26 protein-coding genes, 3 tRNA genes and 1 pseudogene are annotated in these 22889 nt (G+C 65.1%); 16 read left to right on the top strand and 14 right to left on the bottom strand.

What is annotated here, in order from left to right; all coding sequences use genetic code 11:
- Positions 1–223: 223 nt before the first annotated feature.
- Positions 224–580, top strand: coding sequence for a hypothetical protein (locus A7D27_RS22085; RefSeq protein WP_083265736.1), 357 nt, complete (start codon positions 224–226; stop codon positions 578–580).
- A 747-nt stretch (positions 581–1327) separates the two neighbouring features.
- On the opposite strand, the gene A7D27_RS22080 is transcribed toward A7D27_RS22085, so the two are convergent.
- Positions 1328–3106, bottom strand: a complete 1779-nt coding sequence (locus A7D27_RS22080) for an acyl-CoA dehydrogenase C-terminal domain-containing protein (protein WP_069566097.1) — start codon at positions 3104–3106, stop codon at positions 1328–1330.
- Between the two features lie 200 nt (positions 3107–3306).
- Between A7D27_RS22080 and A7D27_RS22075 the strand changes: the two genes are divergently transcribed.
- Entirely contained in the window at positions 3307–3768 is a 462-nt protein-coding gene (locus A7D27_RS22075) for a hypothetical protein (RefSeq protein ID WP_069566096.1), read from the top strand.
- Positions 3769–3928: 160 nt separating this feature from the next.
- Here A7D27_RS22075 and A7D27_RS22070 read toward each other — a convergent pair whose 3' ends face one another.
- A complete protein-coding gene (locus A7D27_RS22070; RefSeq protein ID WP_240915819.1) occupies positions 3929–4114 on the bottom strand; it encodes a DNA-binding protein in 186 nt (61 codons plus the stop codon).
- 166 nt (positions 4115–4280) lie between these two features.
- Between A7D27_RS22070 and A7D27_RS22065 the strand changes: the two genes are divergently transcribed.
- The 5 genes from A7D27_RS22065 to A7D27_RS22045 all read left to right on the top strand — a co-directional run bounded on the left by A7D27_RS22065 (position 4281) and on the right by A7D27_RS22045 (position 7112).
- Positions 4281–4550 (top strand): hypothetical protein, encoded by a 270-nt coding sequence (locus A7D27_RS22065; RefSeq protein ID WP_044403789.1) that lies wholly within the window; start codon positions 4281–4283, stop codon positions 4548–4550.
- Positions 4547–4762 carry a hypothetical protein gene (locus tag A7D27_RS22060; protein ID WP_069562615.1) on the top strand — a complete coding sequence of 72 codons (216 nt, stop codon included), beginning with the start codon at positions 4547–4549 and terminating at the stop codon, positions 4760–4762. Before A7D27_RS22065 ends, A7D27_RS22060 begins: the two co-directional genes overlap by 4 nt.
- 363 nt (positions 4763–5125) lie before the next feature.
- On the top strand, positions 5126–5296 hold the full coding sequence (locus A7D27_RS28105; RefSeq protein ID WP_139131194.1) for a YhfG family protein: 171 nt from the start codon (positions 5126–5128) through the stop codon (positions 5294–5296).
- Positions 5296–5892: a putative adenosine monophosphate-protein transferase Fic gene (locus A7D27_RS22050; RefSeq protein ID WP_069566094.1), complete on the top strand. Its 597-nt coding sequence runs from the start codon at positions 5296–5298 to the stop codon at positions 5890–5892. The genes A7D27_RS28105 and A7D27_RS22050 overlap by 1 nt, the downstream gene beginning before the upstream one ends.
- 179 nt (positions 5893–6071) lie before the next feature.
- Positions 6072–7112: a DUF4034 domain-containing protein gene (locus A7D27_RS22045; protein ID WP_069566093.1), complete on the top strand. Its 1041-nt coding sequence runs from the start codon at positions 6072–6074 to the stop codon at positions 7110–7112.
- A gap of 40 nt (positions 7113–7152) precedes the next feature.
- Here the strand turns inward: A7D27_RS22045 and A7D27_RS28815 are convergent.
- Together A7D27_RS28815 and A7D27_RS22040 are read right to left on the bottom strand one after the other, a co-directional pair.
- Positions 7153–7272: pseudogene (locus tag A7D27_RS28815) on the bottom strand (IS3 family transposase); the annotation flags it as partial.
- A gap of 25 nt (positions 7273–7297) precedes the next feature.
- Positions 7298–7477 carry a hypothetical protein gene (locus tag A7D27_RS22040; protein ID WP_256557197.1) on the bottom strand — a complete coding sequence of 60 codons (180 nt, stop codon included), beginning with the start codon at positions 7475–7477 and terminating at the stop codon, positions 7298–7300.
- A 239-nt stretch (positions 7478–7716) separates the two neighbouring features.
- Between A7D27_RS22040 and A7D27_RS22035 the strand changes: the two genes are divergently transcribed.
- Complete coding sequence (locus A7D27_RS22035; protein ID WP_069566091.1) at positions 7717–8085, top strand: hypothetical protein; 369 nt, start codon at positions 7717–7719, stop codon at positions 8083–8085.
- A 123-nt stretch (positions 8086–8208) separates the two neighbouring features.
- Here the strand turns inward: A7D27_RS22035 and A7D27_RS22030 are convergent.
- Positions 8209–8285 (bottom strand) — tRNA-Met (locus tag A7D27_RS22030).
- Positions 8286–8504: 219 nt separating this feature from the next.
- Between A7D27_RS22030 and A7D27_RS22025 the strand changes: the two genes are divergently transcribed.
- The 6 genes from A7D27_RS22025 to A7D27_RS22000 are packed head-to-tail and all read left to right on the top strand — an operon-like array spanning position 8505 to position 13254.
- A complete protein-coding gene (locus A7D27_RS22025) occupies positions 8505–9173 on the top strand; it encodes a metal ABC transporter ATP-binding protein (protein ID WP_069566090.1) in 669 nt (222 codons plus the stop codon).
- Positions 9173–10033 carry a metal ABC transporter permease gene (locus A7D27_RS22020; protein ID WP_069566089.1) on the top strand — a complete coding sequence of 287 codons (861 nt, stop codon included), beginning with the start codon at positions 9173–9175 and terminating at the stop codon, positions 10031–10033. Before A7D27_RS22025 ends, A7D27_RS22020 begins: the two co-directional genes overlap by 1 nt.
- 17 nt (positions 10034–10050) lie before the next feature.
- Positions 10051–10926 carry a metal ABC transporter solute-binding protein, Zn/Mn family gene (locus A7D27_RS22015; RefSeq protein WP_069562645.1) on the top strand — a complete coding sequence of 292 codons (876 nt, stop codon included), beginning with the start codon at positions 10051–10053 and terminating at the stop codon, positions 10924–10926.
- Positions 10923–11354 (top strand): phosphoribosyl-AMP cyclohydrolase, encoded by a 432-nt coding sequence (hisI, locus tag A7D27_RS22010; RefSeq protein WP_069562620.1) that lies wholly within the window; start codon positions 10923–10925, stop codon positions 11352–11354. The genes A7D27_RS22015 and hisI overlap by 4 nt, the downstream gene beginning before the upstream one ends.
- Complete coding sequence (locus A7D27_RS22005; protein WP_069566088.1) at positions 11351–11911, top strand: carbonate dehydratase; 561 nt, start codon at positions 11351–11353, stop codon at positions 11909–11911. The genes hisI and A7D27_RS22005 overlap by 4 nt, the downstream gene beginning before the upstream one ends.
- A 2-nt stretch (positions 11912–11913) precedes the next feature.
- Positions 11914–13254 (top strand): dihydroorotase, encoded by a 1341-nt coding sequence (locus A7D27_RS22000; protein WP_069566087.1) that lies wholly within the window; start codon positions 11914–11916, stop codon positions 13252–13254.
- 151 nt (positions 13255–13405) lie between these two features.
- On the opposite strand, the gene ychF is transcribed toward A7D27_RS22000, so the two are convergent.
- From ychF to A7D27_RS21955, 9 genes are all read right to left on the bottom strand, one after another.
- Entirely contained in the window at positions 13406–14506 is a 1101-nt protein-coding gene (gene ychF, locus A7D27_RS21995; RefSeq protein WP_069562622.1) for a redox-regulated ATPase YchF, read from the bottom strand.
- A gap of 41 nt (positions 14507–14547) precedes the next feature.
- On the bottom strand, positions 14548–15132 hold the full coding sequence (gene pth, locus A7D27_RS21990; RefSeq protein ID WP_069566086.1) for an aminoacyl-tRNA hydrolase: 585 nt from the start codon (positions 15130–15132) through the stop codon (positions 14548–14550).
- 30 nt (positions 15133–15162) lie between these two features.
- On the bottom strand, positions 15163–15765 hold the full coding sequence (locus A7D27_RS21985) for a 50S ribosomal protein L25/general stress protein Ctc (RefSeq protein WP_069562623.1): 603 nt from the start codon (positions 15763–15765) through the stop codon (positions 15163–15165).
- A gap of 108 nt (positions 15766–15873) precedes the next feature.
- Positions 15874–16815, bottom strand: a complete 942-nt coding sequence (locus A7D27_RS21980) for a ribose-phosphate pyrophosphokinase (protein ID WP_044404458.1) — start codon at positions 16813–16815, stop codon at positions 15874–15876.
- Positions 16816–16900: 85 nt separating this feature from the next.
- Positions 16901–16975: transfer RNA gene (locus A7D27_RS21975), tRNA-Gln, on the bottom strand.
- 56 nt (positions 16976–17031) lie between these two features.
- Positions 17032–17106, bottom strand: a tRNA-Gln gene (locus tag A7D27_RS21970).
- A gap of 34 nt (positions 17107–17140) precedes the next feature.
- Complete coding sequence (ispE, locus tag A7D27_RS21965) at positions 17141–17992, bottom strand: 4-(cytidine 5'-diphospho)-2-C-methyl-D-erythritol kinase (protein ID WP_069566085.1); 852 nt, start codon at positions 17990–17992, stop codon at positions 17141–17143.
- A gap of 8 nt (positions 17993–18000) precedes the next feature.
- A complete protein-coding gene (gene lolB, locus A7D27_RS21960; RefSeq protein WP_069566084.1) occupies positions 18001–18618 on the bottom strand; it encodes a lipoprotein insertase outer membrane protein LolB in 618 nt (205 codons plus the stop codon).
- Between the two features lie 3 nt (positions 18619–18621).
- Positions 18622–20349, bottom strand: a complete 1728-nt coding sequence (locus A7D27_RS21955; RefSeq protein ID WP_069566083.1) for a tetratricopeptide repeat protein — start codon at positions 20347–20349, stop codon at positions 18622–18624.
- Positions 20350–20535: 186 nt separating this feature from the next.
- Between A7D27_RS21955 and hemA the strand changes: the two genes are divergently transcribed.
- A complete protein-coding gene (gene hemA, locus A7D27_RS21950; protein WP_069562627.1) occupies positions 20536–21810 on the top strand; it encodes a glutamyl-tRNA reductase in 1275 nt (424 codons plus the stop codon).
- Entirely contained in the window at positions 21807–22889 is a 1083-nt protein-coding gene (gene prfA / locus A7D27_RS21945; protein ID WP_044404472.1) for a peptide chain release factor 1, read from the top strand. The genes hemA and prfA overlap by 4 nt, the downstream gene beginning before the upstream one ends.

Below are 22889 nucleotides of genomic sequence, written 5' to 3'. Positions count from 1 at the left end.
ATGGCGCTCTTTCCATCCACCAATGGCGTTCTGCGTATGCCCTGTAGGGTGGGCCGGGCGGCGTTCCGCTTCAGTCCACCAACGGCAGACAGCGTGGGCTGAAGCCCACCCTACGGCTCCGTGCCGTACCCCGTGCGAATTCATTCGCGAGGCTCTCCCTCCGGTGCCGACGACGCTAAAATCGTGCGCCTTGCTTGGACGCTTTCAGTACAGGACGTACCCCATGATCGACCTGCTGTTCTGGCCACTGCTCGCCACCTTCTTGTTCGCGCCGCCCTGGTTGCTCTGGAGGCGTGCCGAGCGGCTGGGCTGGTTGAGCCGCTACGTGCTGGCCCTGCTCCCGATGGGCGTTACCTGGCTGGGATGGCAATGGGGCATCTGGGCCTTCGAACACTTCGACTGCCAAGGCAACACCAAGGGGCTGCATGACTGCCTGTCGAACGGGCAGGACATGACCGCCTGGGTTGGACGAGCGCTGTTCCTGAGCGTACCGATGATGTTCATCGGCCTGCCGCTTTCCGGTTGGCTCTTGATCGACACGTTGGTGCGCCACCTCGGCCATCTCACCAATCGCGAATGAATTCGCTCCCACGCCCGGCACATCGCCTCCCGGGGTGGCGCACTTTCCATCCACCAATGGCGTTCGGCCCACCCCTCGGCCCCATGACGCACCCCGTGGGAGCGAATTCATTCGCGATGCTTTTCCTGCCCACCACCGGCATCCGGCGTGGCTCCGTCGGTGGATCGATAAAGCGCGATCCACCCTACGGGGTGTGCCTTCACCCATGGGCGCGGCCCGATCACTCCCCGACCAATCGCAAATAATTTCGCCCCCATAAACCGGCACATCGCCTCTCGGGGCGTAGGGTGGATGGCGCTCTTTCCATCCACCGATGGCGTTCGACACGGCCCCATGACGCACTCCCTGGGAGCGAATTCATTCGCGATGCTTTTCTCCACCACTGGCATCTGACGCGACATCGCCGGTGGATCGATAAAGCGCGATCCACCCTACGGGGTGTGCCTGTACGAATGGCAGTGGGTCGGCACGTTGTCACTCGTAGCCCGGGCTTCAGCCCGGGAACGGCGCTGACCATTCCCGACCCATCGCGAACGAACCCGCCCCCACAAACCGGCGCATCGCCTGCCCGTAGGATGCGGTGAGCTCGGCGAACCGCATCGGTCCCGGTCGGTGTCGGCCGGTGGGCTGAAATCCGCCCTACGACGGCCCCGTCAGCCCACGGGCCGACCAAATTCCGGGCAAAAAAAACCGGCAATCAAAAAAGGGAGGGATTGCCGGCGTGCGCATACGGAGGGGGAGGGTTGGCTATGCGGCGAACTCGTCCTCGTTGAACGCCATCAGGGATGCTTTGCCTGCCATCACCTCGGCCAGCAGGCCGTCGGTCTCGGTCAGGGTTCGGGTCATGTAGAAGTCGGCGGACTTCAGCTTGGCGCCGTAGAAAGTCTTCTCCTCACTGCCCGCGTCCAGCTTGGCCTGGGCCACCTGAGCCATGCGGGTCCACAGCCAGGCCAGCGCGGTCAGCGCGAACAGCCGCAGGTAGGGCGTGGCTGCAGCGCCGGCCTGTTCCGGGTCCTTCATGCCTTCGGTGGCCAGCCACATCGTCGCCTGCTGCAACTGGCGCAACGCCTTGTCCACCTTGGCCACGTGGGCCGCCTCGGGGTTGGCCTTGAGCCACTTATCCACCAACTGGAAGAAGCCACGCACCGCACGGCCGCCGCCCAGGGCCAGCTTGCGGCCCACCAGGTCCAGCGCCTGGATGCCGTTGGTGCCTTCGTAGATACGGGTGATGCGGCAGTCCCGCACCAATTGCTCGATGCCCCAGTCCTCGGTGAAGCCCGAGCCGCCCATCACCTGCAGGCCCTCGTTGGCGCAGGCGAAGCCCTCGTCGGTGAGGAAGGCCTTCACCACCGGCGTCAGCAGTTGCACCAGGTCGTCCGCCTGCTGGCGCACCTCGGCGTCCGGGTGGTCGTGGGCGATGTCCTGATGCAGGCCGGTGAAGTAGGCCAGCGCGCGGCTGCCCTCGATCATCACCTTCTGGCGCAGCAGCATGCGCCGCACATCCGGGTGTACCAGGATCGGGTCCGCCGGCTTGTCCTGCGCCTTCGGCCCGCTCAGCGAGCGGCTCTGCAAGCGCTCGCGGGCGAAGCCCAGGCTGATCTGGTAGGCGTTCTCCGCAATGCCCAGGCCCTGCATGCCCACCATCAGGCGTGCCGAGTTCATCATCGTGAACATGCAGCGCAGACCCTTGTGGGGCTCGCCGATCAGCCAGCCCTTGGCACCCTCGAAATTCATCACGCAGGTGGCCGAACCCTTGATGCCCATCTTGTGCTCCAGCCCGCCGCAGAACGCCGGGTTGCGGCTGCCATCGGCGAGGAACTTGGGCACCAGGAACAGCGAAATCCCCTTCACCCCGGCCGGCGCGTCGGGCAGGCGGGCCAGCACCAGGTGGACGATGTTCTCCACCAGATCGTGCTCACCGCCGGTGATCCAGATCTTCGTACCGCTCAGCGCGTAGCTGCCGTCCGCCTGGGGTTCGGCGCGGGTGCGGATCAGCCCCAGGTCCGTGCCGCACTGCGGCTCGGTCAGGCACATGGTGCCCGTCCACTCACCGCTGATCAGCTTCGGCAGGTAAGCCTCCTGCTGCTCGCGGGTGCCGTGGGCGGAGAGCGCATTGATGGCGCCGTGGGTCAGGCCCGGGTACATGCCCAGCGACAGGTTCGCCGAGCACACCATCTCCTCCACCATCATGTTCAGCACATGGGGCAGGCCCTGGCCGCCGAACTCGGTGGGGCAGGCCAGCGCTGTCCAGCCGCCTTCGGCAAACTGGCGGTAGCCCTCGCGGAACCCGGCGGGCGTCTTCACCGCGCGGGTCGCCGGGTCGTAATGACAGCCTTCCTTGTCGCCCGAACTGTTCAGCGGGGCCAGCACGCCCTCAGCCAGGCGCGCCGCCTCTTCGAGAATCGCGCTGCCCAGGTCCGCGCCGAATTCCCCTTGGGACGGCAGCGCCTGCAGGTGCGAATAGGCATCGAGTACTTCATCGAACACAAAGCGCATGTCGCGGAGCGGCGCGCGGTAGGCCGGCATGATCGAGTCCTCTAAAGCTGTACATTCGGTAAATTTGTATAGCTTTTCTACTGCTGCGTATAAGTTTACGCAAGAGGCTTGTACAACTTTTTCCCACCGGGGGGATGACCGGCCAGTTCCGCTTTCAGCGCCCCGGCACGCCGCCATGGCCCGCCAGGCCCCGCGCCCTGTAGGCTTCGCCCACCCGCAAGGAGGCCTCGATGAAACGCGCGTTAGGGATCACCTCACTCACCCTGGCCCTCGCCGCCAGTGCCGCAGCCGCCGGCTACCTCTACCTCACCCAGGTGCCCCGCCTGGCCTACCCCCTCCAGCGCCTCGACGGCTGGGCCCTGAGCGATGGCGGTTCTTACGGGCTGGAGGTGGTGGATGCCGAGGGCCGTGTCGTCCTGCTGGGCATCCAGGCCACCGGTCTCGACGTACCGACGGAGCGCTACCCCGCCTTCATCGGGCGGCCGCTGTTCGGCCTGCCCCTCACCGTCACCGCCGGCCTGGGCAGCACGCTCGAACGGCAGATCGATGCACTCGCCCACGAAATCGCTCGCAGCGGGCTGGAGGAAGCGCACTGGCACCAGGCCGGGGCCGCCTTCAGCCAGCGCGAACAGCCCTACGCCGTCGCGTGGTCCCTGCATGAGCAGTTGGCCGCACGCAGCAGGGGAGGGTAGGCGTGAAGCCGGGGGATCGAAGAGGAAAGGGCCCGGCGCCTCATGACGTGGGCACCGAGCGGGGGAAGGTGGAAGGAGAAGCTAGTCCTGGTAGGGCGGGGCGATCAGGCCGTCGTGTTCGGGGCTGCTCTGCCCCTGGCCTGGCTTCAACCCTCTGTCATCACGCAGAAGGCACGTCATCCGGGCTGATGTGCCCGTTCTCCGGCTCCGTGCGCCCGGATATCAGCCAGAGCGCGAACTGTGGATAAGCCTCGGCAAGGATGCCCACTTCGTCGGTGCTGATCCGGATCTTGCCGCCGCTGATGTTCCGCCAGCGTTCGTAGTTCTTGCCCCCGAGCTCGCTCAAGTGCTTCGGTCCTACAGCCCGAATCAGTTGAAGTGCTCTGTTTCTTACGGCGTCCATTGAGTTTTCTCGGCTTGAGTAACCTTTACTCAAAAGCAACAGTGCCCTAGATTGCTTTGAGTATTTATTACTCATGGTGGCTTAGATTGGCCGATTATAGGGTGTCTGTATGGAACAATCTGGAGTAGTGAGGTTCAGCACGGGCGCAAAGCCTGAGCGAATGAACGATTTCCGCTGTGCGCCGTTTTGCACGCAACTGGTGCTGGCGGAAATGTGCGGCATCGCGGAGATCACCGAAGACGTGGTGCGCGGCTGGGTAGAGAGCAACACCATCCCCACCGTGAAGATCGGCCGGCGCCGCGTCATCAACCTGCACCGCATCCGCCTCGACCTGGAGAGCGGCAAAACAGTGTTCAGCGCGGGGGACTACGCCCAATGAAAGCCATCAACGTTCAACTGCGCCTGCTCCTCAAGGCCATCCGCTACGCCGACTCGGAGCGCTCGCTCGCCTACTACATCCGCATGGGCGGCTACCTCGACGCCCTGCAGGACACAAACACCTTCGACACCGCCGAAATCAAGCGCCTCGACCGCCTCGCCTTCAACGCCTACAACCAGCGCACCAACCGCCATAACCGGGAGCTCATATGAACAAGGCCGTTCACCCCCAGCAGGCGCGCCCCGTGCTGCGCCTGCTCTGCATCCTCACCCCCACGCCCTACGGCCAATGGCGCCCCGTCCCAGCCGCCACCCACCGCCCCCGCGCGCCCCGCACCGATATCCGGGGGCGCTGGGGCTATGTGCTGCCGGAGGAGCTGTATATGCGGGAGGTGTGGATAAGGAGGTGGGTTGGCCGGCCGCTCCGGTGCTCTCCCGGCCCAAAATAGTCCGCTGCCAGTCGATTCACTGAGCTCCAGGGAAGGGCTCTGATGGGTAGGGATCGGGACGGCATTCCCTCAAGGGGAAGCTGACGATCCGCTATAATGGAGCGGTTCCCAGCGAGAGACGCACACCATGCCTGCCCCGTCCCTAGCGGCCAAAAAGGCCTATTTCGCCAAAGTTCGCCAATCCAACTATGTCGCCAGCCTTCGCCTGGAGGGGTTTGATGTAACCCCGGCCGATGCGAAGCGCGAGCTGCCTACCCGCGAAGCCGCCATGAGCGCCTACCGCAACAAGAAAGGCTGATGGTCGACAAATACGGAGTTGGTCAGGACCCTTATTGCTACCCCGGCACGTCGGTTCTTCGAAACCGCCTGGGCCTTACCGATGGCGACGCACTTAGCGAAGCTGAGCGCACCCTTTCTTCAATCGCTGCCAGCAACATCGAGTTCATTGCATCGCCCTATGACGTGGTTGCCCTGAAGCGCATTCACCAGCAGCTCTTCCGGGACGTATACGACTGGGCCGGTGAGTTGCGTACCGTGGATATCTCCAAGGGAAACACGCACTTCTGCAATGTCAGTCGTATTGAACCCGAGGCTGAAAAAATCTTTCACGGTTTGGCGCAGGCAAACTGGTTCGAAGGCTTTGATCGCAACCACCTGGTTCCCGCTGTGGCTGAAGCCTTTGGCGATTTGAATATGATTCATCCCTTCCGCGACGGAAATGGTCGAGCTCAGCGCATCCTGTTTGAGTTCATCATCATCAACGCTGGTTTTGAACTGAGTTGGTGGGCGGTTGATGAGCATGAGTGGATTCAGGCCAACATCGATGCTGTCGTCTGCGACTATGGCGCTCTTACCCATATCTTTGATCGCTGCATTGGGTCGCTTATTGGCTGAATTCTTTCACTGAAGCTAGGCGCCACTTTTGTCTGCCTTCAGTTCGTGTGCCACTGGGCGGTTGAAATATCTTGGAGTAAGTAGGCCCAACCCGAGACTGCCCACCCTGCCATGGTCTGCACGCTGATTGATGACTAAGCTGCAGCACTTTCGGAGCTTTCTACTGAAATGGAGTTCACATGCGTTCGGTCCTCTATGCCGCCAGCCTTTGCAGTCTGTTTTCCCTAGTTGCGCTCGATGTGGCAGCGTCCCATGCACCCACTACTCATGGCGCCAGGACTGCAACACTCAGCCCCGAATGCCCGACCAGCGCGGCATTCGATTTGGCCAGCATGAACAACACGGTTGCTGGGCTGCTTTCGCTTTACTCGTTGGAGCGATACCAGGAATTGGATGACGCACTGGGTTGCCTGATGCAGCCCGAGGTGTCTTTCTCCTCAGGTCGGCCTGGAGCCAGCGCGGCGTATTGGTTCTATCGCAAGCAAATGCCCGGGCCTGGCGCTGATGCTACGGAGCCTGCGCGCATCGCCAAGTGGAAGGCTCAACGACCTGATTCTGCCTTCGCGAAGTTTGCCGAGCTGCGTTTCATTTATGCCGATGCGTGGCGCGCACGCGGTGGTGCGTACGCGTCACAAACGCCGGATGAGGCCATGAAGCTTTTCATGCAGAAACTGGGCGAGTGTGAGAAGGCCATCCTGGCGGCTCCGGCCGAGGTGCGAGATACACCGTTGGCCCAGAACCTGTTGCTGGCAGTCGCCACGGATGGTGGTGGTACCAGCAAGCCAATGGATGTGTTCCGCGAAGGTGTTGCCAAGTGGCCTAACTACTACGATTTCTACGAGGTGCTGTTGAGCCGGCTTGTGCCGAGGTGGGGGGGGACCTGGCAGGCTGTGGACCGTTTCGTCGGCTATTGGACTGATAAACGTAGGGACATCGAAGGCGACGCGATGTACGCCAGGCTTTATGCCAGCCTGCTTATGAAGCATGAAGACCCGGACGAGTCCCTGCTCGACTGGACCCGTATGAAGCGGAGTCTGGACGACCTCGTAGAGCGCTACCCCGGCAAGGAAAATCTCAATCTGGCGGTGAGCATGGCGTGTCTTTACGGCGATGCGGACTACTACAAACAGATTTCCAAGAAGCTTGGAGAAGACGGCGTCGATAGTTCGTATTGGGTGCCGTTGGGCGACCCAGCGCTCTGCGTTGAATTGGGACGATAACGCAGAAGGCGCGCAACAAGAGTGCTGGCTGAGAGCGTTTGCCGCGGCGGCTCACGCCGCTGATCAGGTTGTTAGCCCTGAAAGCGCTCAGCCAGTCCAAGCTGCTGAACTGATTGCCCAGGTCGGAGTCGATCATCACCTCCTGCTTGGGCTTGCGCCGCTACACCGCCACACCATTCCAGCCCTTACCTACTCCCCGCTCCATCCCCCGCCAACTTCACATCTGCTTCGGTAACGCCCGGGCTGATCTGCCCCCGGGCCAGGTCGGTCTCACCGTGGATGATGTAGAGCTCGTACTCGGGGTAGATGGCCAGCAGCGCTGCCAGGTCTTCGACCCGGGTTTTCGTTCTGAAGTCAGTCGCCACGGTTTGCCAGCGGCGTCGATCACTGATGGTCGTATTTTTCGCCAAGGTTGAAGGGCCTATATGCCTTACAACCTCCCTGAGCCGATCTTCCATATTCAAAAACCATCTATAGAATCGACGAATATTTCGTTGTGTCGAATATTTCGTCATGTATAGCGGGGCTCGAATGACGAATATTACGTCACTCTTGAGCGTGATTGAGTCACAGTTTATGGGCATTTCAGAGGCAGGGATAGGCAATGAGACGGCACCTGGATTCACCCTTCGGAGCGGCTACGACTGGCAAGCGTGGCGCGTTGGAATTCGATGCGGACACGGCTATCGGCTACATCGGCAAGACGGTGCTCGTCGAGCTGGTGTGGGACGACAGCGAGGCGCCGATCTGGTGCTGCAAGCACATCGTCGGCGTGGTCCTGCCCATGGCGGGCGTGTATGAGGAAGCGTTCTTCATGACCATCGATGGTCATTGCCGTGAGCGCTTTCCCAGCGAGGTCTTCCTTTCCACCATCCGCACGATTCGGGCCCTGTGGTCACGGGACCCAACAGGCGGTGCTGTTGACGGAGGCGCGTGCCAGAGCGGGGAGCCAGGGAAGGGCGGCGCAGCATGAGGGACGCTGCGGTGAAATCAATCAGGGGGAGGGCGTGATGCAGGGAGGCGGGCAGGGGAGCGTCAAGAAATGAACACCCCAGAAAGCACAAAGGGTTAGCCGAAGCTAACCCTTTGTTTTGTATGGTGGCTACGCAGGGACTTGAACCCCGGACCCCAGCATTATGAATGCTATGCTCTAACCAGCTGAGCTACGTAGCCAACGTGGCGCGCATTATTCTCTCGCTTCCTGCCTCTGTCAACCCCACTTTTCAGAATTTTTCGAAGGGCGATCAACCGCTTAGCGGTGGGTGCCGGTTGGCGTTCGGGTTGGAAAAGGGGAGGGGGTGTGCGCGGGGAAATGGGTTGTGAAGCGTGAAATGTTACTTTATAACATTTGCGTTTTCCTACAGTCCTTTCTCCCTCGCCCTGGACCTGACGATGCTTCAGTTCGATGCCTTGCAATGGGGGCCGCCTGCGCGGCCGTTGGCGCCGCCGCTTTCCCTGGCGTTGCCGGCCGGCAGCCTCACGGCGGTGGTGGGGCGCAACGGGTGCGGCAAGAGCAGCCTGCTGCGGGTGATCGCCGGTTTGCAGCGCCCCTTGGCGGGGCGGGTGAGCGTCGGGGCGGCGGGCCTGGGGGCGGTGGGCTTTTTGCAGCAGCAACAGGCGCTGGACCGGCAGTTCCCCCTCAGCCTGGGGGAGCTGGCGATGGCGGGGTTGTGGCGCAGCCGCTTGAGCCGGGCGGAGCGGCGTCGGCGCTGCGCGGCGGCCCTGGTGGATTGGCAGTTGGAGGCGCTGGCCGACCAGCCGCTGCTGGCGCTTTCCGGCGGGGAGTTGCAGCGGGCCTTGTTGGTGCGGCTGGAGCTGATGGACGCGCCGCTGCTGTTGCTGGACGAGCCCGACGCGGCGCTGGACGCGGAGGGCCAGGCGATTCTCTGGCAGCGCATCGCCCGCTGGCAGCGGGAGGGGCGCACGCAACTGGTGGTCTGCCATGACCTGGAGGCGGTGCGCGAGCGCCTGCCGCGCTGCCTGCTGATCCGCGCCGACGGCTGCCGTCATGGCGCCAGCCGCGTGCTGCTGCCGGCCTCGGCCAGCCAGCGGGTGGCCTGATGCTCGCGGCGCTCTGGCAACCTTTTGCGGAGTTCGCCTTTTTGCAGCGGGCGCTGCTGGGCGGGGTGGCGCTGGCGTGCAGCGCGGGGCCGCTCGGGGTGTTTCTGATGCTGCGGCGCATGAGCCTGATCGGTGATGCCATTTCCCACGGGGTGCTGCCCGGTGCGGCGCTGGCGTTCTGGTTCTTCGGCCTGAGCCTGCCGGCGCTGACCTTCGGCGGCCTGGTGGCGGGGCTGGGGATGGCCGGGCTGGCGGCGTGGATCACCCGCCGCACCGGCCTGCGGGAGGATGCGAGCCTGGCGGCCATCTACCCCATTTCCCTGGCGGGCGGCGTGCTGTTGCTGGGGCTGGCGGGGCGCCGGATCGACCTGCTACACCTGCTGTTCGGCTCGGCCCTGGCGGTGGACGGCGAGACGCTGCGCAGCATGCTGACGGTGGCCGGCACGAGCCTGGCGCTGTTGGCGCTGATCTACCGCCCGCTGCTGTGGGACAGCTTCGACCCGGTGTTCCTGCGTGGGGTGAGCCGCTTCGGGGCGCCGGCCTATGGGCTGTTCCTGGCGCTGGTGGTGCTCAACCTGGTGACCGGCTTCCACGCCATCGGCGCGCTGATGGTGGTGGGGCTGATGATGCTGCCGGCGGCTGCGGCGCGCTTCTGGAGCCGGCGCCTGCCGGTGCTGCTGCTGACGGCGGCGGGCATCGGTGCGAGCTGCGTGTGGCTGGGGTTGTTGCTGTCGTTCCACGCCAACCTGCCCAGCGGCCCCTGCATCGTGTTGCTGGCGGGGCTGGCTTACCTGATTTCGGTGTTCGTCGGGCCGGTCCACGGCTTGCTGCGACGCGCGCCCCTTCCCGTTCCCTGTTGAGGAGTCTCCGCATGTTCATGCGCCTGTGCGTTGTGCTGCTGTTGCTGCTGTGCCTGCCCGTTTCACTGTCCGCTGCAGAGAAGGCGAGGGTGGTGACCACCTTCAGCATCCTGGCGGACATCACCCGCGAGATCGGCGGGGACGATATCCAGCTCACCAACCTGGTGGGGGCGGATGCCGATGCCCACGTCTTCGAGCCCGCTCCGGCCCAGGTGCGGGCGGTGCTGGAGGCGGACCTGGTGATCGCCAACGGGCTGGGCTTCGAGCCCTGGTTGGAGCGCCTGCTGGCCAACGGTGAGGCGCGGGGCACGCGCATCGATGCGAGCAAGGGCGTGGTGCCGATCACGGTGCTGGAGCACGACCAGCGCCTGGTGGACCCCCACGCCTGGCAGAGCCTGGGCAATGCGGAGATCTACGCGCGCAACATCACCCAGGCGTTGGCGCAGTTGGTGCCGGCCCGGGCGGCGGCCTTCGAGGCGCGGCGGGATTCCTGGCTGGGGCGGCTGGGGGCGCTGCGCCAGAGCATCGCCCCGCGCCTGATGGCGTTGCCGCCGGAGCGGCGCCGGGTGCTGACCAGCCACGATGCCTTCGGTTACTTCGCCCAGGAGTGGCGCTTGCAGTTCCTCGCGGCCCAGGGCGTGAGCGATGCCGCCGAGCCCTCCGCCGCCGAGGTGGCGGCACTGATCCGCCAACTGCGGGCGGAGGGGGTGCGCGCCATCTTCGTGGAGAACATCCGCGATGCGCGGCTGGTGAAGCAGATCGCCGAGGAGGCCGGCGCGCGGGTGGGCGGCACGCTGTATTCCGATGCGCTGGCGGCCGAGGGCGCAGCCAGCACCTACCTCGGCATGTACCGGCAGAACGTGGAGCGGCTGCTGCAGGCGCTGGCGCCATGAAGTTCTGGCTGCAACTGGAGCGGAGCCCGGCCGGCACCGGGCGGGATCTGGAGGCGGTGATGGCGGCCATCCCCTGGAATGCCGATGGGCTGATCGCCGCCGTGGCGCAGCAGTACGACAGCGGCGAGGTGCTGATGCTGGCGTGGATGAACGCCGAGTCTCTGCGGGCCACGCTGGAGGAGGGGCGGGCGTGCTACTGGTCGCGCTCGCGCCGCTGCCTGTGGCGCAAGGGCGACACCTCCGGGCATGTGCAGCACCTGGTCAGCGCCCACCTGGATTGCGACGGCGATGCGCTGCTGCTGCAGGTGGACCAGGCCGGCCCGGCCTGCCACACCCGGCGTCGTTCGTGCTTCTACAACCAGCTCTCCGGCGCGGGGCTGCGGGTGGTGAGCTCGGTGCCGGTGCCATCTGCGGGAGGCCGTCCATGATCCGCAAGAACCCTTCCGGCCACCTGCCGGTGATCGCCGAGTCCGCCTATGTGGACAAGACCGCGATCCTCTGCGGCAAGGTGATCGTGCAGGACAACGTGTTCATCGGGCCCTATGCGGTGATCCGCGCGGATGAGGTGGATGCGAGCGGTGACATGCAGCCGATCGTCATCGGTGCCAACTCCAACATCCAGGACGGGGTGGTGATCCACTCCAAGTCGGGGGCGGCGGTCACCATCGGCAGCCACAGCTCCATCGCCCACCGCTCGATCATCCACGGCCCCTGCCAGGTGGGGGACCGGGTGTTCATCGGCTTCAACAGCGTGCTGTTCAACTGCACCGTGGGCGATGGCTGCGTGGTGCGGCACAACGCGGTGGTGGACGGCTGCGACCTGCCTCCGGGCTTCCACGTGACCTCGACCCAGCGCATCGGGCCGAAGACCGATCTGGACAGCCTGCCCCGGGTGAGCGTTTCCGCCGCCGAATTCTCCGAAGACGTGGCCCGTACCAACATCGATCTGGTGCGCGGTTACAAGGCCCTGCAGAACGAGTTCTAGCCATGCATAACCTGCTGATCCGCAATGCCCGCCTGGTCAACGAAGGCTGCGAGTGGGAGGCCGACCTGCTGGTGCACAACGGCCGTATCGAGCGCATCGACCGCTGCATCAGCGCCCGCCCGGATGTGCGGGTGATCGACGCCCGCGGCCAGTACCTGCTGCCGGGGATGATCGATGACCAGGTGCACTTCCGTGACCCGGGCGCGCCCCACAAGGGCACTTTCCTCAGCGAGTCCCGCGCGGCGCTGGCCGGGGGTGTGACCAGTGTGATGGACATGCCCAACACCCAGCCGCCGACCCTGGACCTGGAGGCGCTGGCGGCGAAGGAGCGCCGCGCGGCGGCTTGTTCCTCGGTGAACTACGGTTTTCACTTCGGTGTGAGCCGGGACAACCTCGACACCGTGGCCCGGCTCGACCCGGAGCGTGTGGCGGGGGTGAAGGTGTTCATGGGGGCCTCCACCGGCAACCTGCTGGTGGACGACGAGGTCTCCCTGGAGCGGCTGTTCCGCGATTGTCCGACGCTGCTGCTGGCCCACTGCGAAGACACGCCGCGCATCCGCGAGCGCGAGGCGCAATGGGCGGCCGACTACGGCGAGGCCATCCCACCCGAGGCGCACCCGCTGATCCGCGATGCGGAGGCTTGCTACCGCTCCTCCAGCCGGGCGGTGGCGCTGGCCCGTCGCTTCGGCACCGACCTGCATGTGCTGCACATCACCACCGCGCGGGAGCTGGAGCTGTTCATCCCTGGGCCGCTGCCGGGCAAGCGCATCACCGCTGAGGTATGCGTGCACCACCTGCTGTTCGATGACCGCGACTACCCGCGCCTGGGCCACCTGATCAAGTGCAACCCGGCGATCAAGGCGCCCTCCGACCGTGATGCCCTGCGCCGGGCCTTGCTGGACGGGCGGCTGGACGTGATCGGCAGTGACCACGCGCCCCATACCCGGGAGGAGAAGGCCCGGCCCTACGCCCAGGCGCCCGCCGGCTTGCCGCTGGTGCAGCACAGCCTGCCGGCGCTGCTGGAGCTGGTGGCCGACGGGCTGCTGCCGCTGACGCTGCTGGTGCACAAGACCAGCCACGCGGTGGCGGAGCGCTTCGCCATCGAGCGGCGCGGCTACCTGCGCGAGGGCTACTGGGCGGACCTGGTGCTGGTGGAGCGCCTGGCCGAGCCACGGCCGGTGGAGGCGGACCCGATCCACGCGCAATGCGGCTGGACGCCGTTCCAGGGCCGGACCTTCCGCCACGCGGTGCGCACCACGCTGGTGTCCGGCCAACTGGGCTGGCACCAGGGGCGCTTCGGGGAGGATTGCCAGGGGCTGCCCCTGCGTTTTCGACGGCGTTGAGGGCTGTGTTGATTGGGGGCGGCCTGCGCCACTGCGCTGAACGGCCTGGCGCTGGCGCGGGAGGTGTTCGAGCAGCGGGGGGAGGCGGCCTGAAGCACGAAGCCCCCGGCGGCGTGAATCCGCAGGGGGCTTCGGGTGAAGCGGGGAGGGCTCAGACGTTGAAGCGGAAGTGCATCACGTCGCCGTCCTTGACGATGTATTCCTTGCCTTCCAGGCGCCATTTGCCGGCTTCCTTGGCGCCGGCTTCGCCCTTGTACTGGATGAAGTCGTCATAGGCGACCACTTCGGCGCGGATGAAGCCTTTCTCGAAGTCGGTGTGGATGACGGCTGCCGCCTGGGGGGCGGTGGCGCCGATGCGCACGGTCCAGGCGCGGACTTCCTTCACGCCAGCGGTGAAGTAGGTCTGCAGGTTGAGCAGGTTGTAGCCGGCGCGGATCACGCGGTTCAGGCCCGGCTCTTCCATGCCCATGGACTCGAGGAACATCAGTTTCTCTTCGTCGTCGTCCAGTTCGGCGATCTCGGCTTCGATCTTGTTGCAGACCGGTACCACGATGGCGCCTTCTTCGGCGGCGATGGCCTTGACCACGTCCAGGTGCGGGTTGTTCTCGAAGCCGTCCTCGGCGACGTTGGCGATGTACATCACCGGCTTGCTGGTGAGCAGGTGGAAGCCGCGGATCACGCGCTTCTGCTCGTCGTCCATGTTCTTCATCAGGCTGCGCGCGGGCTTGCCTTCGGTGAAGTGGGCGATCAGTTGTTCCAGCAGGGCCTTCTGGGCGATGGCGTCCTTGTCGCCGCCTTTGGCGTTGCGGACCACTTTCTGCAGTTGCTTCTCGCAGCTGTCGAGGTCGGCAAAGATCAGTTCGAGGTCGATGATCTCGATGTCGCGCTTGGGGTCGACGCTGTTGGAGACGTGGATGACGTTGTCGTCCTCGAAGCAGCGCACGACGTGGGCGATGGCGTCGGTCTCGCGGATGTTGGCGAGGAACTTGTTGCCCAGGCCCTCACCCTTGGAGGCTCCGGCGACCAGGCCGGCGATGTCGACGAACTCCATGGTGGTGGGCAGGACCCGCTCCGGCTTGACGATCTCGGCCAGGGCTTCCAGGCGTGCGTCGGGCATGGGAACGATGCCGCTGTTCGGCTCGATGGTGCAGAAGGGGAAGTTTTCCGCCGCGATGCCGGATTTGGTCAGGGCGTTGAACAGGGTGGACTTGCCGACGTTGGGCAGGCCGACGATGCCGCAATTGAATCCCATGCTATGTCCCTCGCGCCAATGGGGCGATTAAGAGGTGTGGATCAGGCCTTCTGGCTGTGCAGTTTCTGCATCGCGCGGGTGAAGTCCCCCGCGAGGATGTCGGGCAGCACGCCGAGGGCGAAGTCGATGCTGGTGTCGAGCAGTTCCTGCTCGCTGCGCGAGGCGCGGCCGAGGACGTAGCCGGATACCAGGCTGGCGTGCCCGGGATGGCCGATGCCGAGGCGCAGGCGATGGAAGCCGTTCTGGTTGCCGAGCTGGGCGATGATGTCGCGCAACCCGTTGTGCCCGCCATGGCCACCGCCCTGCTTGAGCTTGGCGACGCCGGGGGGCATGTCGAGTTCGTCGTGGGCCACCAGGATCGCGTCGACCGGGATGCGGAAGAAACCGGCGAGCGCCGCCACGGACTGGCCGCTGCGGTTCATGTAGGTGGTGGGGATGAGCAGACGAACGTCGCGGCCCTGGTGGCTGAATTTGCCAACGAGGCCGAAATACTTCTTGTCGAGAGACAGGTTGACGCGCTGGCTGTCTGCCACGCGCTCAACGAAAAGGGCCCCTGCGTTATGCCGGGTCTGGTCGTATTCGGGGCCTGGATTTCCCAGGCCGACGATCAGTTGTACGGCGGTCACGACAGGGGCCCTTCCTTCAGGCTGCGCGAATTACTCGGCGGAGCCTTCTTCATCCTTCACGCGGGAGGCTTTCACGTTGGCGACCACGAGGTCGTTGCCGTGGGCCAGTGCAACCAGCTCGATGCCTTTCGGCAGCTTGAGGTCGGACAGGTGGATGTTCTGGCCAACTTCAAGATTTGCCACGTCGACATCGATGTGCTCGGGCAGGTCTTGCGGCAGGCAGGAAACTTCCAGCTCGGGGGTCACGCGGTAGACTTCGCCGCCGCCTTGCTTGACGCCAACGCAGCTTTCTTCGTTCAGGTAACGAACCGGTACGTGGGCAGTCAGTTTGTGGCCGGCAACGACGCGCTGGAAGTCAGCGTGTACGACGAAGCCTTTGGACGGGTGGCGCTGCAGGGCCTTGATCAGAACGGTCTCGGTGGCACCGGCGACGTTCAGGGCGATCACGTGGCTGAAGGCAGCCTCGTTTTCCAGCAGCTTGGCCAGTTCTTTGGCCAGCAGGCTGACGGATTGCGGAGCCTTGTCGCCACCGTAGACAACGGCGGGTACTTGGGCTTCGTTACGACGCAGGCGGCGGCTCGCACCTTTCCCCAGGTCGGAACGTACGGAAGCGTTCAGGGCGAATTCAGTCATTACAGTTCTCCAAAATAGCCAAACCGCCCCGAGTGCTTGCGACCAGCATCTTGGGCGGTTAGGCAAAAAAGCCCCACCGGAGCGGGGCGTTTTCGTCAGGCGCGTTCCTTAGCGGAACATCGCGCTGATCGATTCCTCATTGCTGATGCGGCGGACCGCTTCAGCCACGACCGGCGCGATATCCAGTTGACGGATACGGGAGCAGGCCTGTGCCGCGGCGGACAGGGGGATGGTGTTGGTCACCACCAGCTCGTCCAGCACGGAGTTTTCAATGTTCTCGATGGCACGACCGGACAGCACCGGGTGGGTGCAGTAGGCGTAGACCTTGGCAGCGCCGTGGTCCTTCAGGGCCTTGGCGGCGTGGCCGAGGGTGCCGGCAGTGTCGACCATGTCGTCGACCAGAACGCAGGTCCGGCCGTCCACATCACCGATGATGTGCATGACTTCGGACTGGTTGGCCTTGGGACGACGCTTGTCGATGATCGCCAGATCGACGCCCAGGGACTTGGCGACGGCACGGGCACGTACCACGCCACCGATGTCCGGGGAGACGATCATGAGGTTGTCGAAACGCTGGTCTTCGATGTCATCCACCAGAACGGGGGAGCCGTAGATGTTGTCCACGGGGATATCGAAGAAACCCTGGATCTGGTCGGCATGCAGGTCGACGGTCAGCACGCGGTCGATACCGACCACGGTGAGCATGTCGGCCACGACCTTGGCGCTGATCGCCACGCGAGCGGAACGCGGGCGGCGGTCCTGGCGGGCATAGCCGAAGTAGGGGATCACAGCGGTGATACGGGACGCCGAGGAGCGGCGGAAGGCGTCAGCCATCACCACCAGCTCCATCAGGTTGTCGTTGGTGGGCGCGCACGTGGGCTGGATCAGGAAGACGTCCTTACCGCGGACATTTTCGTTGATTTCCGCGCTGATTTCGCCGTCGGAGAACTTGCCTACAGAGGCGTCACCGAGGGGGATATGCAGTTGACGTACGACGCGACGCGCCAGATCGGGGTTGGCGTTCCCCGTGAAGACCATCATCTTGGACACGCGCAGTACCTGCCGGCTGAGGGTGGACCTGATGAATTAAAAAGCTGTTCAAACGCGCGAGGCCTTTGAACAGCTTCTTCGTGTATGGCAGGGGCGGCTGGATTCGAACCAACGCATGGCAGGATCAAAACCTGCTGCCTTACCGCTTGGCGACGCCCCTATATCGTTTAACTACCGTTGCAAGACCTGTTCTACCGAGGACCCTGGGGAGGGTTATGGCAGGGGCGGCTGGATTCGAACCAACGCATGGCAGGATCAAAACCTGCTGCCTTACCGCTTGGCGACGCCCCTGTGTCGGTATAACCGGAGGACTTGCACACTTCTTTCAAGCCAGGTTTTCGAGGCGGCGATGCAGCATCGAGATGTTGCTGCCCTTGGCGACGAAACTTGGCAGAGTGGCCGGAAGTTGGCGGGCGACTTTATCAGCATCGTCCCGGTTTGGGAAGCTCCCAAACACACAAGCTCCGGTGCCGGTTAGTCGGGCAGATGTGAATTTGTTCAACCACATCAGTGCGTTACGAACTTCTGGGTAACGCTTCTCGACCACTGGCTGACAGTCGTTACGACTGCCCCCCTCAAGAAGGCTGCGAAGAGTAATGGGCGCAGAATTCCGTGTCAACTCGGGATCGGTGAAAACTTCTGCTGTGCTGACAAAGACTTGCGGTACGCCGACGAGGAACCAAGGCTCCTCCAGGGTGACCGGTTGCAGGCGCTCGCCGACGCCTTCGGCGAAGGCGGCGCGACCGCGCACGAACACCGGCACGTCGGCACCCAGTGCCAGTCCCAGCTCGGCCAGACGCTCTTCGCCGAGGTGCGTCTGCCAGAGGTGGTCAAGGCCGAGGAGGGTGGTGGCGGCATCGGAACTGCCGCCGCCGATGCCGCCGCCCATGGGCAGGCGTTTGTCGAGCCAGATGTCGGCGCCCAGGCGGGTGCCGGACGCCTGCTGCAGGCTGCGCGCGGCGCGGACGATCAGGTTGCTGTCATGGGGGACGCCGGGCATCTCGGTGCGCAGGAGGATCTCGCCATCCTCACGGAGCGAGAAGCCCAGCTCATCGCCGTGGTCGAGGAACTGGAACAGCGTCTGCAGCTCGTGGTAACCGTCGGGACGGCGCCCGAGGATGTGCAGCATGAGGTTGAGCTTGGCCGGCGCCGGCAGGATCAATTGGGCGTCTTGCATGGCGGAACTCACTGGCCGAGCTGGCGCGGTTGCCAGTCCTTGATCACCAGGGTGACGTCGAGGTCGGCGCCCTTGAGCTTGATGCGCTCGGGCAGGGTGAAGCCGTTCTGCTCGACGTAGCTGAGGTAGTTCACCTCCCAGCCGTCCTGTTCCAGGCGGGAGAGGTGGCTGTCGCTGTCGAGGGTCAGGCGGCTGCGGCTGTCGGGGGCGGGCAGGCCGCGTACCCACCATTGCAGGTGGGAGACGGGCAGGCGCCAGCCGAGCTGTTCTTCCAGCAGGGCTTCGGGGGATTCCGCTTCGAAGCGCCCCTGGTTGGCCACTTCCAGCACGATGGCGCCGGGGTGGCCGGTGAGGCGGGCGGCGCCACGGCCCAGCGGGCCGGACAGGCGGATGTCGTAGTAGTCGCGGCGTTGCAGCCAGAACAGCGTGCCGCTGCCGGAGTCCTTCGGGGCGCGGATGCCGACCTTGCCGGCGATCTGCCAGCCATCGAGGGAGGCGACCTGCTGCTTGTGGGCTTTCCAGAGGGTGGCGTCGCCTTTGCCTTCCACCGATTCACGGGAGGTGAGGCCGGCGCAGCCGGTGAGCAGGAGCAGCGCCCCTGCAGCCAGTAGATGACGTAGACGCATGGATCAGAGGGTCTCGGAACCGGTCAGGCGCTTCAGGGTGCTGCGCAGGATGGGGCTGTCGGGCTGGTTCTTCAGGGCTTCGGCCCACACTTTGCGGGCTTCGTCCTGCTTGCCTTTGACCCACAGCACTTCGCCCAGGTGGGCGGCTACTTCGTGGTCGGGGAAGGCTTCCAGGGCTTGGCGCAGCAGGCGCTCGGCCTCGTCCAGTTTGCCCTGGCGGTAGTTGATCCAGCCGAGGCTGTCGAGGATGGCCGGATCATCCGGCTTGAGCTGGTGCGCCTGTTCCACCAGGGCACGGGCTTCCTCGTAGCGGGTGGTGCGGTCGGCCAGGGTGTAGCCCAGCGCGTTCAGCGCCATGGCGTTCTCGGGCTCGCGCTCGATGATGAAGCGCAGGTCACGCTCCAGTTGGGCCAGGTCGCCGCGCTTCTCGGCCAGCATGGCGCGGGTGTAGAGCAGGTTGAGATCGTCCGGGAACTGCTTCAGCCCCTGGGCGATGGTGGCCCAGGCGTGGTCGATCTGCTGGCGCTCGGCGAAGTTCTCCGCTTCGATCAGGTAGAGCTGGATGGCGTAGTCGGGCTGCGCCTCGCGTGCCTTGGCCAGGTGGCTGGCGGCCTCGTCGCCGCGCTTGGCGTCCAGCAGCAGCTCGGTGTAGCGCAGTTGGGCGGGCAGGTAGTCGTTGCCGGGGCCCACCAGGCCGTATTCGATCAGTGCACTTTCCAGGTCGTTGCGCTTCTCGTAGACCTGGCCGAGGTTGAAGTGGGCGGAGTCGACATGGCTGCCGCGTTCCACCAGTTCCTGCAGGTAGACCTGGGCTTCGTCCCAGGCTTCACCCTCCATGCACACCAGGGCAAGGGAGAAGCGCAGGTCGTCGTCATCGGGGAAGCGCTGGACCAGTCCGGCGAATTCGGACTTGGCTTCGTCCAGCCGGTCGGCCTCCACCAGCAGGCGGGCATAGGTCAGGCGCAGGCGCTTGTCGTCCGGGTGTTGCTTGATGGCGCGCTCCAGCAGCGGCAGGGCGTTGTGGGTGCGGTCCAGGCTTTGCAGCAGGCGGGCACGCAGGAGGATCGGCGGGATCTGCTTGTCGCTGGAGGGCAGGTCTTCCAGCAGGGCCAGGGCGTCTTCGGTGCGGCCGTCCTGTTGCATCAGCACGGCTTTGCCGAACACCAGTTGGCTGTTGTCCGGGTACTTGGCCAGCAGGCGGTCGAAGCTTTGCAGCAGGCCGGCGCGGGTGTCCGGGTCGGTTTCGGCGGCGGACAGGGCGAGGAAGTCGAAATGGGTGTTGCCCTGCTTCTGCAGCACCTTCTCCATGTAGGTCATGGATTCGTCGTAGCGACCGCCACGGGCCAGTTGGATGGCGGCGGCGCGCTGGGCGTCGAGGTTCTCGGGGGCGTTGGTGGCCCAGATCAGCGCGGTGTCCAGCGCGGCCTGGTCGGCGCCCAGGTACTCGGCAATGCGAAAGGCGCGTTCGGCGACGGCGGGGTCCTGGGTGGCGTTGGCCTGCTGGACGTAGTTGCCAAGGGCGATGTCGAAGCGGTTGCGCTGCCCGGCCAGCTCAGCGGTGAGCAGGGCGAACAGCGTGTCGCGGCTGAACGACGCATAGACCTGGGGCTTGGCTTCGGGGGCCTGGGCGCTGTCTTCCACCGGTGGGGTGCCGTCCGTGGATGAAGGGGCCAGGGTCTGGCATCCGCCAAGGAACAGGAAGGCGGTCAGCAACGCGAGGGATTTGTTCATAAGGGGGAAAGGGCGACTAACCTGCGGTCGGAGCATCATGACACAAGCCGCCAGGCAAGCCCATGGGGCCGGACCCCATAGATTGCATGGCGCGTATACAGGCCTGTGACAATGGCAAGCGGTGGTTGTTCTCACTGAATCGAAGTAGGACAATTGCGCGCCTTCCGTATCCGTTAGCGACCCTGCATGGCCTTTCTAGCCCTCGGTATCAACCACAAAACCGCCTCCGTGGATGTGCGCGAGCGCGTGGCTTTTACTCCCGAGCAGATGGTCGAGGCCCTGCAGCAGCTTTGCAGCCTCACTCCCAGCCGCGAGGCGGCGATCCTCTCCACCTGCAACCGCAGCGAGCTCTACCTGGAGCAGGACGAAATCTGTGCCGACGAGGTGCTGACCTGGCTGGCCGGCTACCACAACCTCAGCCTCGAAGAACTGCGTGCCTGTGCCTATGTGCACCACGATGCCGCTGCCGTGCGCCACATGATGCGCGTGGCCTCTGGCTTGGACTCCATGGTCCTCGGCGAGCCGCAGATCCTCGGGCAGATGAAGTCCGCCTACGCCGTGGCGCGTGAGGCCGGCACCGTCGGGCCGTTGCTGGGGCGCCTGTTCCAGGCCACCTTCAGCACCGCCAAGACCGTGCGCACCGACACCGCCATCGGCGAGAACCCGGTCTCCGTGGCCTTCGCCGCCGTCAGTCTGGCCCGGCAGATCTTCTCCAGCCTGAGCCGCAGCCAGGCGCTGCTGATCGGCGCCGGCGAGACCATCACCCTGGTCGCCCGCCACCTGCACGAGCAGGGCGTCAAGCGCATCGTCGTCGCCAACCGCACCCTGGAGCGCGCCAGCCTGCTGGCCGAACAGTTTGGTGCCCACGCGGTGCTGCTGGCCGACATCCCGGACGAGCTGGTCAACAGCGACATCGTCATCAGTTCCACCGCCAGCCAGTTGCCGATCCTCGGCAAGGGCGCCGTGGAGCGCGCGCTGAAGCAGCGCAAGCACAAGCCGATCTTCATGGTCGACATCGCCGTCCCCCGCGACATCGAGCCCGAAGTGGGCGAGCTGGACGACGTCTACCTCTATACCGTCGATGACCTCCATGACGTGGTCGAGGAGAACCTCAAGAGCCGCCAGGGCGCTGCCCAGGCCGCCGAGGAGCTGGTCAGCGGTGGCGTCGACGAGTTCATGCAGCGCCTGCGCGAGCTGGCCGCGGTGGACGTGCTGCGCGCCTACCGCCAGCAGGCCGAGCGGCTGCGCGACGAGGAGCTGGCCAAGGCCCAGCGTATGCTGGTCAACGGCGCCGCCCCGGAAGATGTCCTCGCCCAACTGGCCCGTGGCCTCACCAACAAGCTGCTGCACGCCCCCAGCGTGCAGTTGAAGAAACTCTCCGCCGACGGCCGCTTCGATGCGCTGGCCGTGGCCCAGGAACTCTTCGCCCTCGACGAGGGCCCGGACAAGCACCCTCAATGAAAGCGTCACTGCTCAAGAAGCTCGACATCCTCCAGGATCGTTACGAGGAGCTCACCGCATTGCTCGGCGATGCCGAGGTCATCAGCGACCAGACCCGCTTCCGCGCCTACTCCAAGGAGTACGCCGAGGTCGAGCCGGTCATCCTCGCCTTCCGCGAGTTCCGCAAGGTGCAGGACGACCTCGAAGGCGCCCAGGCGCTGCTCAAGGACAGCGACCCGGACCTGCGTGAAATGGCCGAAGAGGAAGTCGCCCAGGCCCGCGAGCAATTGGTGGGTCTGGAGGCACGCCTGCAGCGCATGCTGCTGCCCAAGGACCCCAACGACGGCCGCAACGTGTTCCTCGAGATCCGCGCCGGCACCGGCGGCGACGAGGCGGCGATCTTCTCCGGCGACCTGTTCCGCATGTACTCGCGCTATGCCGAACGGCAGGGCTGGCGGGTGGAGATCCTCTCCGAGAACGAGGGCGAGCACGGCGGTTATAAAGAGGTGATCGCCCGTGTCGAGGGCGATAACGTCTACGCCAAGCTCAAGTTCGAATCCGGCGCCCACCGTGTGCAGCGCGTGCCGGAGACCGAGTCCCAGGGCCGCATCCACACCTCCGCCTGCACCGTCGCCGTGCTCCCCGAACCGGACGAGCAGGCCGCTATCGAGATCAACCCGGCGGACCTGCGCATCGACACCTACCGTTCCTCCGGCGCCGGCGGCCAGCATGTCAACAAGACCGACTCCGCCGTGCGCATCACCCACATCCCCAGCGGGATCGTGGTCGAGTGCCAGGAAGAGCGCTCCCAGCACAAGAACCGCGCCAAGGCCATGGCCTGGCTCGCGGCCAAGCTGAACGACCAGCAGGAAGCCGCCGCGCACAAGGAAATCTCCGAGACCCGCAAGCTGCTGGTGGGCTCCGGGGACCGTTCCGAGCGCATCCGCACCTACAACTACCCCCAGGGCCGGGTCACCGACCACCGCATCAACCTGACCCTCTACGCCCTGGACGACGTGCTCGCCGGCAGCGTGGAAGCCGTCATCGAGCCGCTGCTGGCGGAATACCAGGCCGACCAGTTGGCCGCCCTCGGAGACTGA

It is taken from the genome of Pseudomonas sp. 1D4 (assembly GCF_001728925.1).
In the GTDB taxonomy this organism is placed as follows: domain Bacteria; phylum Pseudomonadota; class Gammaproteobacteria; order Pseudomonadales; family Pseudomonadaceae; genus Metapseudomonas; species Metapseudomonas otitidis.
This window is presented reverse-complemented; position numbering and strand designations above follow the sequence as displayed.